General features: G+C 58.9%; 8 protein-coding genes and 2 pseudogenes. 6 read left to right on the top strand and 4 right to left on the bottom strand.

Going from position 1 to position 13,393, the window contains the following annotated elements; translation table 11 throughout:
* The first annotated feature begins 418 nt into the window (after positions 1–418).
* From CUN63_RS26945 to CUN63_RS26935, 3 genes and pseudogenes are all read left to right on the top strand, one after another.
* Positions 419–788: pseudogene (locus CUN63_RS26945) on the top strand (DUF6124 family protein).
* Between the two features lie 49 nt (positions 789–837).
* A pseudogene (locus CUN63_RS26940) lies at positions 838–1,167 on the top strand (autotransporter outer membrane beta-barrel domain-containing protein); the annotation flags it as partial.
* A 324-nt stretch (positions 1,168–1,491) separates the two neighbouring features.
* Complete coding sequence (locus CUN63_RS26935; RefSeq protein ID WP_129443900.1) at positions 1,492–2,565, top strand: autotransporter outer membrane beta-barrel domain-containing protein; 1,074 nt, start codon at positions 1,492–1,494, stop codon at positions 2,563–2,565.
* Positions 2,566–2,654: 89 nt separating this feature from the next.
* Here CUN63_RS26935 and glgB read toward each other — a convergent pair whose 3' ends face one another.
* From glgB to CUN63_RS26920, 3 genes are all read right to left on the bottom strand, one after another.
* A complete protein-coding gene (gene glgB / locus CUN63_RS26930) occupies positions 2,655–4,886 on the bottom strand; it encodes a 1,4-alpha-glucan branching protein GlgB (protein WP_129443898.1) in 2,232 nt (743 codons plus the stop codon).
* Positions 4,887–4,888: 2 nt separating this feature from the next.
* Positions 4,889–8,230: a maltose alpha-D-glucosyltransferase gene (gene treS / locus CUN63_RS26925; protein ID WP_129443896.1), complete on the bottom strand. Its 3,342-nt coding sequence runs from the start codon at positions 8,228–8,230 to the stop codon at positions 4,889–4,891.
* A 162-nt stretch (positions 8,231–8,392) separates the two neighbouring features.
* Positions 8,393–10,390 (bottom strand): alpha-1,4-glucan--maltose-1-phosphate maltosyltransferase, encoded by a 1,998-nt coding sequence (locus CUN63_RS26920; RefSeq protein WP_129443894.1) that lies wholly within the window; start codon positions 10,388–10,390, stop codon positions 8,393–8,395.
* Between the two features lie 229 nt (positions 10,391–10,619).
* On the opposite strand from CUN63_RS26920, the gene CUN63_RS31770 reads away from it, so the two are divergent.
* The gene (locus tag CUN63_RS31770) at positions 10,620–10,784 is read left to right on the top strand and encodes a hypothetical protein (protein ID WP_165353285.1); all 165 of its coding nucleotides are present in this window, start codon (positions 10,620–10,622) and stop codon (positions 10,782–10,784) included.
* A gap of 68 nt (positions 10,785–10,852) precedes the next feature.
* Here CUN63_RS31770 and CUN63_RS26915 read toward each other — a convergent pair whose 3' ends face one another.
* Positions 10,853–11,353: an MgtC/SapB family protein gene (locus CUN63_RS26915; RefSeq protein WP_129443892.1), complete on the bottom strand. Its 501-nt coding sequence runs from the start codon at positions 11,351–11,353 to the stop codon at positions 10,853–10,855.
* A gap of 122 nt (positions 11,354–11,475) precedes the next feature.
* Between CUN63_RS26915 and CUN63_RS26910 the strand changes: the two genes are divergently transcribed.
* Positions 11,476–11,709 (top strand): DUF3203 family protein, encoded by a 234-nt coding sequence (locus CUN63_RS26910; RefSeq protein WP_129443890.1) that lies wholly within the window; start codon positions 11,476–11,478, stop codon positions 11,707–11,709.
* A 195-nt stretch (positions 11,710–11,904) separates the two neighbouring features.
* Positions 11,905–13,350, top strand: coding sequence for a cytochrome c oxidase accessory protein CcoG (ccoG, locus tag CUN63_RS26905; RefSeq protein WP_129443888.1), 1,446 nt, complete (start codon positions 11,905–11,907; stop codon positions 13,348–13,350).
* The last annotated feature ends 43 nt before the right edge of the window (positions 13,351–13,393 follow it).

The following is a 13,393-nucleotide window of genomic DNA, read 5'->3' as shown; positions in this document are numbered from 1 at the left end:
CGACGAATCAACCGGCATCGCACTTAATGTCGGACGCTTCCTCGAATTTTTAGACGCTTTCATGCGTTTAGCGGACGCGTTTAAAGACACTCGGTGTTACGTCCTAACGGCTACAACGCCTTGCGTCGTTACCTACACGTGCGCCAGAATCCGCCGGCTTGTGCGGCTTGATGCCGGGCTATATCGTTTGCTGGTCACTGCAAAACAGTGATCGGGTTTGGTAGCCCGGATATAAGGAATGCACAGCATCACCATTCGCGGCGTTTTTTTCGTCTCGGCACTATGGTGGTCATGCGCAGGGCACCTTCGGGTGCGCCGGTTTCCTTATGTCCCGGTCTACCAACCTGCGTATGGCCACCACCCTTCGTTTGGTAGCGAGGTTGGTTGGCTCTTATTCACGGCATAAGGAGTTCTAACTATGTTCAAGGTAACGCCCAACCCCCCTAATACCGGTCCGGTACCCTACGACGCCTTTATTGATCTTTGACCCCAAGAAAATGAAAGAGGCGGCCGACCGCGCACTCAGCTTCTACCTCAACCCCGGGGCGTCGAAAACGCAGATACCGCCCTACAAGCCCAGCACCATTTTCACCATCGACGCAGCGGTGGATGACGAAACGTTGCTCGTCGAGGCCTGCGAATCGTTGGCATCAGCCAGCGCCATGGTCAACGATCTCACCGCCTTGACGGATGGCCCACGACGCCAAACGATGCTGGTGCTGCAAAGGATGATCATGTTGGGTGAGTTAGCGGTCAATCGAGTACTGGATAACCACAAGCCTGGGTAGTCGCCAGGCGGGAAGCGAGGGCGCCTGCGTCCTCGCTGTTTAGCAGCATTCAAAGGTCTCATTCGACTCCGACGGTGCCTGGACCGGTCGCCTCGGCGCTCGACTCAAAGGCCGCTACCAAGTCAGTGGACGACCACTGGAACCTTATATACGAGCCAATCTGTGGCACACCCTTTCCGGTACCGACTCGGTAACCTTCGACGGCGCGGACCGGATCGATACCGAGCAAAAATCGTCATCGGCCGACCTCGGTGTCGGCTTTGTGCTTAGCCTCGCGAAAACCGTGAGCGTGTATGGCGGAGTCGACTACACCAGCAATATCGACAGCAATCAGCTGCGCGCAACGGCCGCAAATGTCGGTGTCAGGGTGAGTTGGTAGACCGGTAGCCAACTATCAAAACCGCTCTGGAACGCGGATTTTTTGACGATTTTTCGAACAAACAAGACCTTAGATGTGCGGCGTAAATCAGTCACTTGCAAGTCCTAAAATACACATACCATTTATCGGCCATTTTCTTGACGCGATGTCAAGGGTCTTCTTAGCTACACGTTACTACCCCCGGAAATACACCATGGGGCAAACCCCGAGACACCCGCAAAATCGGGCGGCCAGAGGCTTGCCCCACTATATTCGGTCGCCCCTCATTCGGGGTAGGAGAGACGCCAGAGCGAGATACCGCACGCGATTGCAAGGTAGACCTCCATGAAAACTTCTTTCACCCAACATGAGATCAAAGTTACTTTTTGCACTGTCTCGAGTTCACTACTCCTGTGCTCGTCCATGGAAGTACAGGCAGGGCCGGCAGAAGATGAAACCACGCCCTGGTACCGTCAGGATGTTCCGGTCATGACCTTGCCAGCCGTCACTTTCACCACCCCCTACCCCGGCCGCGTCAGCGCCGCCTCCGATACAAGAAGTTCACGCCTGACCATCGAGGACACTGCGCCTTCGGCCTGGGATCAGGTGTATGGACAGGCCTCGCGGCAGGCGCAAACCGATGTTCTGGCTCAGGGATTTGCTATCCCTGGCAGTAGCGAATCCAAAGGTCCGGCGATCCTGACTCTGCAAAGCGGTAGCGGTCATACCCAGCGGGTCGGACTGGTCGGCGGCATGACACAGTTACAAGGCAACAGCGACGGACTGCTGACCGGTCGCGCCCTTGCTGACCCCGGCAACGACACCCTTAACCTCGAAGGCCAAAGCCTCGGCGCTTACTGGAGTCTGACCGGGCCACAAGGCTGGCATGTGGACTTGACGGCCAGCGGTGGCCGGGTCAACGGCTATAGCCGCAATGACCAGGGCGCCCGACAAGCAACCGAGGGCAGCGCGGTGACGCTGTCGGTAGAAGGTGGTTTCCCCATTGGCCTTAGCGATCACTGGGTAGTCGAACCCCAGGCGCAATTAATCAATCAACGCATTACCCTGGACACCCCGTATGCCGGGTCAGGTAATGCCTCGTCCAGCGATCTGACGTCCTGGAGCGGCCGGGTCGGTGCACGGTTGAAAGGTAATTACGACATCAACGGCCTGGGGGTTGAACCCTATGTGCGAACCAACGTGTGGCACACGGTCTACACCAGCGATACCGTGAACCTCGATCAGGTCGAGAAGATCAGCAGCAGCCGCTATTCATCGACCGTCGAAGTGGGTTTGGGCTTGGTGGCCAGAGTGACACCTGCCGTGAGTCTCTACGTCAGCGCCGACTACAGCAGTAGTGTGGATGAGAATGATTTGAACGGGTTGATTGGAAGTCTGGGTGTGCGGATGCGGTGGTAGAAAGATCAAAAGATCGCAGGCTCCGCCAGCTCCTACAGGAGGTACACCGACCCAATGTAGGAGCTGCCGCAGGCTGCGATCTTTTCGGATCAACCCTCCGGACGCAGCATCAACACCGCCAGCGGCGGCAGGTTCAATACCAACGAGAGGGCCTGGCCATGGCTCGGCTCCTCCTCGGTGAACGCCCCGCCGCTGTTGCCATAGTTCGAACCGGCGTAAGTGTCAGCATCGCTGTTGATCACCTCGGTCCAACGCCCGGAAAACGGTACGCCGACACGATAACCCTCACGCGGCACCGGCGTGAAGTTAGCCACCACCAACACCGGCCGCCCATCCCTGCTCCAGCGCATGAAGGCGTAAACGCTGTTGATTGCATCATCACCGATCAGCCACTGGAAGCCTTGCGGCGCGTCGTCCTGGTCATGCAGCGCCGGCTCTTCGCGATACAGCCGATTAAGATCGCCGACGAGTTTCTGCACACCTTTGTGTTCCGAGTACTGCAGCAAGTACCAGTCCAGTTGCTGATCGTGGTTCCACTCACGCCACTGACCAAACTCGCAGCCCATGAACAACAGCTTCTTGCCCGGATGCGCCCACATGAAACTGAGGTAGGCGCGCAGGTTGGCGAATTTCTGCCAGCGGTCGCCGGGCATCTTGTCGATCAGCGAGTGCTTGCCGTGTACCACTTCGTCGTGGGAGATCGGCAGGATAAAACGCTCGGACCAGGCATATACCAGGCCGAAACTCAGTTCGTTGTGGTGATGGGCGCGGTACACCGGGTCCTGCTGGATGTAGTGCAGCGAATCGTGCATCCAGCCCATGTTCCACTTGTAGTCGAAGCCCAGTCCGCCCTGTTGCGTGCCCTGGCTGACACCCGGCCATGCGGTGGATTCTTCGGCAATCACCAGCGTGCCAGGGGCTTCGAGGTCTACCACGTCATTGAGATGGCGCAGGAAGTCGATGGCTTCGAGGTTTTCCCGACCGCCGTGACGGTTTGGCACCCATTCGCCGGCCTTGCGCGAGTAATCGCGATACAGCATCGAAGCCACGGCATCGACCCGCAGACCGTCGACGTGGAAATGTTTGAGCCAGTGCAGCGCCGAGGCCAGCATGTAGCCGTGCACTTCGGTGCGACCCAGGTTGTAGATCAGCGTGTCCCAGTCCTGATGGAAGCCTTCTTGCGGGTTGCCGTATTCGTACAGCGCGGTGCCGTCGAATTGCGCCAGGCCGTGGGTATCGGTCGGAAAATGTGCCGGCACCCAGTCGAGGATCACGCCAATGTCGGCCTGGTGGCAGGCATTGACGAACGCGGCGAAGTCATCCGGCGTACCGTAGCGGGCGCTCGGGGCGAATTGCGACAGCAACTGATAGCCCCAGGACCCGCCGAACGGATGTTCCATGATCGGCATCAGCTCGATGTGGGTAAAACCCAGATCCTTCACGTAAGGAATCAGCCGCTCGGCCAACTCATGCCAGGTGTACTGGCGGGCGACCTCGCCCAGATCATCCAGCTCACATTGCCACGAGCCAGCGTGCAATTCGTAGATCGACAGCGGCGCACTCACCCGATGACGGTCGCCCCGGGATTGCATCCACTCCTGATCCTGCCACTCGATGTTCAGCGGCGAAGCGACTTTTGACGCGGTGTCCGGCGGCAGCGAGGTGGCCAGCGCCATCGGGTCGGCCTTGAGCGGCAGAATGCCGTGGGTACCGAGGATTTCGTATTTGTACGTTTCCCCCGCTTGCATGCGCGGGACGAAAATTTCCCATACGCCGGTAGGATGACGCAGGCGCATCGGGTGCCGACGACCGTCCCAGTTGTTGAAGTCACCCACCACCGACACCCTTTTGGCGTTCGGTGCCCACACGGCGAACCGCACGCCATCGACACCGTCGACCGTTTGCAGCTGCGCGCCCAGGCAAGCGCTGAGATCGCGGTGATTGCCTTCGGCGAACAGGTACAAGTCCATCTCGCCGAGCAACGGGCCAAAGCTGTAAGGGTCCTCTGAAACCTGTTCGCCGCCGGCCCACCGGGTTCGCAGCAGATACGGCTGCGCCCGATCGAAGTGCCCGACGAACAGGCCCGGCGTCTGGGTGGCCTCAAGGTTGCCGAGTTCCTCCCCGGAGTCCTTGGCCAGTAACTGCACGCTCAAGGCGTCCGGCAAATAGGCCCGAATGAATTGCCCGCCGGCACCATCACCGTGGGGGCCGAGAATTGCAAAGGGGTCATGATGCTCGGCACGTACCAGCGCATCGATATCCCGTGCTCTGGGCAGCAGCGCTTCTTTAGCGTGACCCTGTTCCTTGTTCGAGAAACTCATAACTACTCTCCACCAAGATCGGAAAAGGGTTTAAGCCCACTCAATAGTCCATATAAACCGTGCAACGGCACGGGCAACCATGTGGGGCGATTTTCAGCCTCATACGCCACCTCATAAGCCGCCTTCTCCAGACTGAACAACGCCAGAGCGGCGTCTTCGCCTTCCGGATCTTGCCACGCATGAGCAAGACTAGCTGCCGCCAGCCGATAAGCGTCAACAAATGCTTGTCTTGCTTCATTTAAATAGCGATCGGCGACACGTTGACGAGCGGCTTGGGCATCGGCCGTGTTATCGACGTTGTGCACATTGATCGCCATCGCCGCAGCGTAGTCAAAGGAACGCAATACGCCACTGACATCTTTGTACGGGCTGTGTTTGCCCCGTCGCTCATGCAGCGGCCGCGCCGGCTCGCCTTCGAAGTCGATCAAGTAGGCGTCGCCCTTGATCACCAGCACCTGGCCCAGGTGCAAGTCGCCGTGGACACGAATGCGCAGACCACCGGCGGCTTGTTTGCCCAGCTCCTGAACATGGCTGAGGATGGCTTTTTTGTTGTCCAGTAAACGACTGACCAAGGCTTTGTCTGCCGGGTTCAATTCGCCTTGATGCTGCTTGAGCAACTTCAGCGCGTACTCCAGTTGCGCCGCCACGTCCTTGGCCGAGGCCAGGGCATCTTTCTGAGTGGTGACCTGCGGAGCGAAGTCAGGGTTGACGCTGGGCGCCGCCAGCAGCTGATGCATTTCTCCGAGACGCTGACCGAGCATGCCGGCGAAGTCTCTCAGTTCGCCCAAGGCGTTGTAGTGTTGCTCCTGCTCGGACATGGCGTCGGCCAGCTCGTCGCGCAGCGCCCGTTCGAGGTTGTTCTGGGTCCATTCCCAGGCGTCGCCCTGATTGCTCAAATAGCCTTGGGCAATCATCAGCAGGTTGTCCTCGCCCGCCGGATCACGGCGAACCACTGAACCCAGCAGCGGCGAAATATTGCGGAAACCGGCGTGAGTCAGGAACGCGCTCATTTCCAGTTCCGGGTGCACACCAGACGCGATCTTGCGGATCAGTTTCAACACCAGGCTGTTGCCGATCACCACCGAACTGTTGGACTGTTCGGCGGACAGGTAACGCACTTCCGATTCCCCGCTCAAGCCGAGATTCGCCAGTTCCGCCGTCGGCTCGAAATGGATCTCGCCCGCGCTGGATGGCAATACGATATTGCTTTGTATGCCATGCAAAACTGCATGAACAAAGGTTTCGAGGCTGAAGGCGTCGGTGATCAAACCGACCTGACGCACGCGCCGGACTCGAGACAAGGCCAGTTGCTGAGGCAACGCGGCACCCACCTGATCTTCGGAGATAAAACCGAACGGCAACTGATAGCGGCTGGTCTGGCCGCCACTGGTGACGTCGATTTCACTCAACAACACTGGGTGCAGCGGATCGCCGAAGCGTACGCCGTAAGCGATGTTGACCTGTTCGATGGCCGCGTCCTTGCCGGCAAACCAGCGGCGATTCTGTAGCCAGCTCGGCAAGATGCCCTGCTCCAGAGTGCCGCGGGACGGCGCTTCGAGCAGTTCTTCCATGCGTTTCTTCAGCACCAGCGTGGTGAAGTCCGGCAGGCTTTGCGCCGGTTCCACGTGCCAGCTTGGCATCTGGTTTTCTGCTGCCAGGCCGAACCAGTAAAAGCCGTAAGGCGCCAGGGTCAGAAGGAAATTCAACTGGCCGATCGGCGGGAAGGCGTTACCGCCAAGCATTTCCACCGGCACCATGCCGGCATAAGCGGATAAATCCAGCTCCGCCGCTTGCGCACTGCGCGATACGTTGGCCACGCACAGAATGATTTCGTACTTGCCATCCGGTCCGGTGAATTCCCGGGTGTAGGCCAGGATCCGCCGGTTGCTCGGCGAGAGCATTTTCAGTGTGCCGCGACCGAAGGCCTTGGACTGCTTGCGCACGGCGAGCATGCGCCGGGTCCAGTTCAACAGCGAATGCGGGTCGCCGGCCTGGGTTTCAACGTTGACCGACAGGTAACCGTATTGCGGGTCCATGATCGGCGGCAGCACCAGGCTGGCCGGGTCGGCGCGGGAGAAACCGCCATTACGGTCAATCGACCACTGCATCGGAGTGCGCACGCCGTCACGGTCTCCGAGGTAGATGTTGTCACCCATGCCTATTTCATCGCCGTAATACAGGGTCGGCGTACCGGGCATCGACAGCAGCAAACTGTTGAGCAGTTCCACGCGACGACGATCACGCTCCATCAACGGCGCCAAGCGACGCCGAATGCCCAGGTTGATCCGCGCCCGACGGTCGGCCGCATAGTAATTCCACAGGTAATCGCGTTCCTTGTCGGTGACCATTTCCAGGGTCAGCTCATCGTGGTTGCGCAGGAAAATCGCCCACTGACAATTGGCGGGAATTTCCGGGGTCTGACGCAGAATGTCGGTGATCGGGAAGCGATCCTCCTGGGCCAGCGCCATGTACATGCGCGGCATCAGCGGGAAGTGGAACGCCATGTGGCATTCGTCGCCGTTCAGGCCTTTGGCGTCGGTGTCGCCGAAGTACAGCTGCGTGTCTTCCGGCCATTGGTTGGCCTCGGCCAGCAGCATGCGGTCCGGGTAATTGGCGTCGATTTCGGCGCGGATCTGCTTGAGGACGTCGTGGGTCTCGGGCAGGTTTTCGTTGTTGGTGCCGTCGCGTTCTATCAGGTACGGAATCGCGTCCAGACGCAGACCGTCGATGCCCATGTCCAGCCAGTAGCGCATCACCGACAGCACGGCTTTCATGACTTGCGGGTTATCGAAATTCAGGTCTGGCTGGTGGGAATAGAACCGGTGCCAGAAGTACTGACCGGCCACCGGGTCCCAGGTCCAGTTGGATTTTTCGGTGTCGAGAAAGATGATACGAGTGCCGTCGTACTTTTGATCGTCATCAGACCAGACGTAGAAGTCCCGCGCCGCCGAACCTTTCTTGGCTTTGCGCGCTCGCTGAAACCAGGCGTGCTGGTCCGAGGTGTGGTTGATGACCAGTTCGGTAATGACCCGCAGGCCACGTTTGTGGGCTTCCGAGATGAAACGCTTGGCGTCGGCCATGGTGCCGTAGTCGGAATGCACGCCACGGTATTCGGCAATGTCGTAGCCGTCATCGCGCCGTGGCGAGGGATAGAACGGCAACAACCAAATGGTGTTGACGCCCAGATCGGCAATGTAATCGAGTTTGGCGATAAGACCGGGAAAGTCGCCGATCCCGTCATTGTTGGAGTCGAAAAAAGACTTAACGTGAACCTGATAGATCACCGCATCCTTGTACCAGAGCGGGTCCTTGATAAAGGTGGCTGCCTTGGGTTTCTTCGCCATTTGAAACTCCTGAAAAACTCTGGAAAAACATCAACTGCCTGAAGAAATGCGATCAGTGTGGGAGCTGGCTTGCCTGCGATAGCGATGTGTCAGCGAGTATGTTCGGCGCTGACCCGCCGCTATCGCAGGCAAGCCAGCTCCCACATTTGATCTTTGTCAGGCTCAGGAATTGGTAATTCGCCAAATCCCGAACGGTTGATTCGCCGGGTCGATCCGCATGAATTGGTACTTGCCGTGCCAGGTCCAGCGATGACCGCTCATCAAGTCTTCGCCCTGGGTGCTGGCGTCGTCGGGCAAGCCCATTTCCCACAGCGGTAATTCGAAATTCGCTTCCTGGACGTTAAGCGGATCAAGGCTGACAGCCACCAGAATGAAATTGCTGCCATCCGCGCTGCGTTTGCCGAAATACAGAATGTTGTCGTTCCAGGCGTTGTAGACCTTCAGGCCCAGATGCGTCTGCAGCGCCGGGTTCTGCCGGCGGATGCGGTTGAGCTGGGCGATCTCGGCAATGATGTTGCCCGGCGCGTTGAAGTCCCGTGGGCGGATTTCGTACTTCTCGGAATTGAGGTATTCCTCCTTGCCCGGCACCGGTGCCGCTTCGCACAGTTCAAAGCCTGAATACATGCCCCACAGACCGGAGCCCATGGTGGCCAGCGCGGCTCGGATCAGAAAACCGGCGCGTCCTGACTCATGCAAAAACGCCGGGTTGATGTCCGGTGTGTTGACGAAGAAATTCGGCCGGAAGCATTCGCGCCACGGTGACTCATTGAGTTCGGTGAAATAGGTGGCCAGCTCAGACTTGTTGTTGCGCCAGGTGAAATAGGTGTAGCTCTGGGAGTAACCGACCTTGCCCAACCGCGCCATCATCGCCGGGGTGGTGAAGGCTTCGGCCAGGAAGATCACCTCGGGGTACAGCGCCCGCACATCAGCGATCAGCCATTGCCAGAACGGCAGCGGTTTGGTGTGAGGGTTGTCGACTCGAAACAGTTTCACGCCCTCCTCGACCCAACCCACCACGATGTCGCGCAACTCGACCCACAGACTCGGTATCGCATCGCTGGCATAGAAATCGACGTTGACGATGTCCTGGTATTTTTTCGGCGGGTTTTCGGCGTATTTGATCGTGCCGTCCGGCCGCCAGTTGAACCAGCCCGGATGCTGCTGCAGCCATGGGTGATCCTGGGAACACTGAATCGCGAAGTCGAGGGCGATTTCCAGCCCATGGTCAGCGGCTGCCGCGACAAGACGCCGGAAGTCTTCGCGGCTGCCCAGCTCTGAATGAATGGCTTCATGCCCGCCCTCTTCGCTGCCAATGGCATACGGACTGCCCGGATCGTCCGGCCCGGCGGTCAGGGAATTGTTCGGACCTTTGCGGTAACTGCGGCCGATCGGGTGGATCGGCGGGAAGTACAGCACATCGAAGCCCATGTCCTGGATCATCGGCAGCCGCGCATGCACATCGTTGAAGGTGCCATGCCGGGCCGGATCGTCAGTGATCGAACGCGGAAACAATTCATACCAACTGGCGAACTGCGCCAGGTCCCGTTCGACGTCGAGCGGGTACTCGGGGCTGATGCTCAAATAGGTACGATGATCGGCCTGCGTCATCAGCTCGGCGCTACGCTGGTGCAAAAACAACTCGACCTGCTCGATTTCGAGCAGACCCGACAATTCATGGTGCAGCGCCGCCAGCTGTTCACTCAGCTGCCCTTCGGTGCGTTCGGCGGCTTGCTGGACCAGCGTTCGCCCCTCCTGCAACTCCAGGCTGATCGGCACCCTGGCTGCGTGTTTTTTCTCCAGCTCATAACAGAAGCTGGCGAACTGATCGATCCAGGCTTCGATGCAAAACACATAACGGCCCTGGCGCGCGACCCGGAACTGGCCCTGCCAACCGTTATTGCCCAGGTCGGCCATGACTTCGCTTTGCCAGGTTTCCTCGCCCTCGGCGTGCCAGCGCACTCGCACGGCCAACTTGTCGTGACCGTCGGCGAACACTTTGCTGGTCACCACCACGTCCTGACCCACCACGGCTTTGACGGCGAACTGCCCGCCATCGAGGGTCGGCATGGTGTTTTCGATTGCGATGCGCGGTAGTAGTAAAGCCTGCGACAGCGGCATATGAGGGTTGTAGTTCAGCTCTGTCGGTTTTTCAGCAGTCATCGAGCATCTCTCCTTTACGCCCCATGGACGCTCTTGTGTCTGTGGCTTGTAACTGGATAGCCATCCCGCAGAATCGTCCGCCCCGGAATGAACTCACTTAGGTTCCGAGCGACAGGCACCGGTAAAGTTCACGAGGATTTGCCTGGGTCTTCGGGGGAATCAATTCCTTTGCATGGTGGTCAACACACTTAAGCACGACTTACGCCATGTGCCACTGGAGACTGAATTTATGAGCATTCCGATCCCTGCCGAAACGCCTGATCCAAACATCGACAGCCCGACCATTCCGCCGACCGAACCTACGCCTGTGCCTGAGCAAGATCCGCCCGGCACCACCCCGCCACCTCGGGAAGAACCGCCAGAGACGATGCCGCCGGTGATCGTTACACCGTAGGAGCTGCCGAAGGCTGCGATCTCTTGATTTGCTTTTCAAGATCAAAAGATCGCAGCCTTCGGCAGCTCCTACGGGGTGTGATCCCTCTCCAGTAATCGCACGATCCTCGGCATCACACTGAATATCGCCAGCGCCAGCAACGTACTGAACACCGCCGTCGCCTCTCGCCCCAACCCGGCCGAGACGCCGATGGCCGCGGTCATCCACAATCCGGCGGCGGTGGTCAGGCCTTTGACGTGCCCCTCGTCGCCCTCGTTGTTTTTCAGAATAGTCCCTGCGCCAAGAAAGCCGATCCCCGCGATCACACCCTGCACCACCCGGCTCATGGCATCGGCCTGCGAGCCGGACATTTGCGGCACCAGCACGAACAGCGCGGCGCCGAGGGCAACCAGCATGTGGGTGCGGACCCCGGCGGCCTTGCCCTTGTGCTCGCGTTCGAAGCCGAGAATCCCGCCCAACACCGCCGCCATCAGCAAGCGCACGGTAATGCGCGTCAGTTGTGAAGCGTCGCCAATGTCGGCGAACTCCGCTTGCAGGGTCACCCAAACCTCATGCCACCATGCGTTCATGGCGTTGTCCCTGTTAAAGGTCGTTTCAGGATGGACCGCGTCGACCATTAATCGGTTGCACAGAACGATGATCCTCGGCTGTGCCCTAACACCTTATAACCCGCAGAAAAAAGGACGCCTCCATGACTGTGCGCATCGAAAACCAGACCAGCTTCTTCATTACCGAGAACGGCGAAGAAATTCGTTTGTGTCCCGACGTCACCATCATTACCGACTCGGAAAAAGCCATGTCGGCGGTGGAGCTCAATGGCCAGCGCTTCTACATTACCGAAGCAGAAGCCGAGGCATTGACCGTAGCAGGCGCAGTCGACGGGCGTAAGCATTTGAAGGCAACCGACAGTGATTCGGTGATTTGACTGACCCGGATCAACAACCCCCGCGGACGCTTGATATAGGCGCCTGCATCCCGCTGCAGCGGGTGCATCAACTTGTCGCAGGCAGCGGATCAACGCCCATCTGATCCGCTTTTTATTGCAATAGGTGAGTCTGTTATGCAAACAGATCGCCGCTCATAGTGCTCAGGCCTGATGGAGGCTGATGAGCGAAAGACCATGAGCGATAGAATCCCCGTCCGAACCGTAGAAACCGCCCCTTTAATACAGAACCCTTCAGTGCAGAGCTATGAGCCTTCGCGTCCAAAGATGAAGGCCAAGTCCAGCGACAACCTGATCCACACCCGCAGCTTCACCGGTTTATTCCGCACCCTGCGCATGAGCGGCGCGGGGTTTCTGTTTCTGCTGTTCTTCGGCACGGTGTGGTTGAACTGGGGCAGCCGTCAGGCTGTGCTCTGGGACCTTTCCGAAAGCAAATTCCACATCTTCGGCGCGACCTTCTGGCCGCAGGATTTCATCCTGCTGTCGGCGCTGCTGATCATTGCCGCGTTCGGCCTGTTTGCGATCACCGTGTTCGCCGGGCGAGTCTGGTGCGGTTACACCTGCCCACAGAGTTCCTGGACCTGGATCTTCATGTGGTGCGAGAAGCTCACCGAAGGCGAACGCAACCAGCGGATCAAGCTGCAAGCCGCACCCTGGGGCCTGAACAAACTGATCCGCCGCTCGGCCAAGCACACCTTGTGGCTGGCCATCAGCCTGTTGACCGGCCTGACCTTTGTCGGTTACTTCACCCCGATCCGGCCGCTGGCCGAAGAACTGCTGACCTTGCAGATGGGCGGCGTCAGTCTGTTCTGGGTGCTGTTCTTTACCGGCGCGACATACATCAACGCCGGTTGGCTGCGTGAAGCGGTGTGCATGCACATGTGCCCGTATGCACGGTTCCAGAGCGTGATGTTCGACAAAGACACCCTGACCATCTCCTACGACGTGGCCCGTGGCGAAAACCGTGGCCCGCGCAGACGTGACGTGGCACCGGCTGAAGTAGGCCTCGGTGATTGCATCGACTGCCAGTTGTGCGTGCAGGTCTGCCCGACCGGCATCGACATCCGCGACGGCTTGCAGATGGAATGCATCGGCTGCGCCGCGTGTATCGACGCCTGTGATTCGATCATGGACAAAATGGGCTACGCCCGCGGGCTGATCAGCTACACCTCGGAGCATCAATTGCAGGGTGGCAAGACACATTTGTTGCGGCCACGTTTGATCGGCTACACCGCGGTCCTGCTGGTGATGATCGGTGCGCTTGCCCTGGCGCTGGTGGAGCGGCCGATGGTGTCGCTGGACGTGAGCAAGGACCGTGGCCTGTTTCGCGAGAACAGTCAGGGGCAGATCGAAAACATCTACAGCCTGAAAGTCATCAACAAGACCCAGCAACGTCAGGACTATCGTCTGACCCTGGTCGACGGCGACGGCTTCCTGCTGCAAGGCAATACCGAACTGAGCCTGGCCCCGGGCGAGATTGTGGATGTGCCGGTGTCGGTGGCAATGACTACGGAACGGCCGAGCAGCAGTTCGCAGACGATCAGCTTCAAGATTGTCGACAGTGATGAGCCAGAGATTTATAGCGTGGCAAAAAGCCGGTTTGTTGCGCCGATGAATCGTTGAGCCTTTAAGATGCAAAGCCAAAGATCGCAGCCTCCGGCAGCTC

Origin of the sequence: Pseudomonas sp. ACM7, from assembly GCF_004136015.1 — a bacterium.
Lineage (GTDB): Bacteria > Pseudomonadota > Gammaproteobacteria > Pseudomonadales > Pseudomonadaceae > Aquipseudomonas > Aquipseudomonas frigoris.
Note: the sequence above shows the minus strand (reverse complement) of the source record. Positions and strands in the feature narration are given on the sequence as shown.

Excerpts from the sequence above, each read along its gene's own strand:
- CUN63_RS31770 (WP_165353285.1), top strand. The coding sequence starts at position 10,620 with ATGAGCATTCCGATCCCTGCCGAAACGCCTGATCCAAACATCGACAGC.
- CUN63_RS26920 (WP_129443894.1), bottom strand. The coding sequence starts at position 10,390 with ATGACTGCTGAAAAACCGACAGAGCTGAACTACAACCCTCATATGCCG.
- treS (WP_129443896.1), bottom strand. The coding sequence starts at position 8,230 with ATGGCGAAGAAACCCAAGGCAGCCACCTTTATCAAGGACCCGCTCTGG.
- ccoG (WP_129443888.1), top strand. The coding sequence starts at position 11,905 with ATGAGCGATAGAATCCCCGTCCGAACCGTAGAAACCGCCCCTTTAATA.
- glgB (WP_129443898.1), bottom strand. The coding sequence starts at position 4,886 with ATGAGTTTCTCGAACAAGGAACAGGGTCACGCTAAAGAAGCGCTGCTG.
- CUN63_RS26910 (WP_129443890.1), top strand. The coding sequence starts at position 11,476 with ATGACTGTGCGCATCGAAAACCAGACCAGCTTCTTCATTACCGAGAAC.
- CUN63_RS26935 (WP_129443900.1), top strand. The coding sequence starts at position 1,492 with ATGAAAACTTCTTTCACCCAACATGAGATCAAAGTTACTTTTTGCACT.
- CUN63_RS26915 (WP_129443892.1), bottom strand. The coding sequence starts at position 11,353 with ATGAACGCATGGTGGCATGAGGTTTGGGTGACCCTGCAAGCGGAGTTC.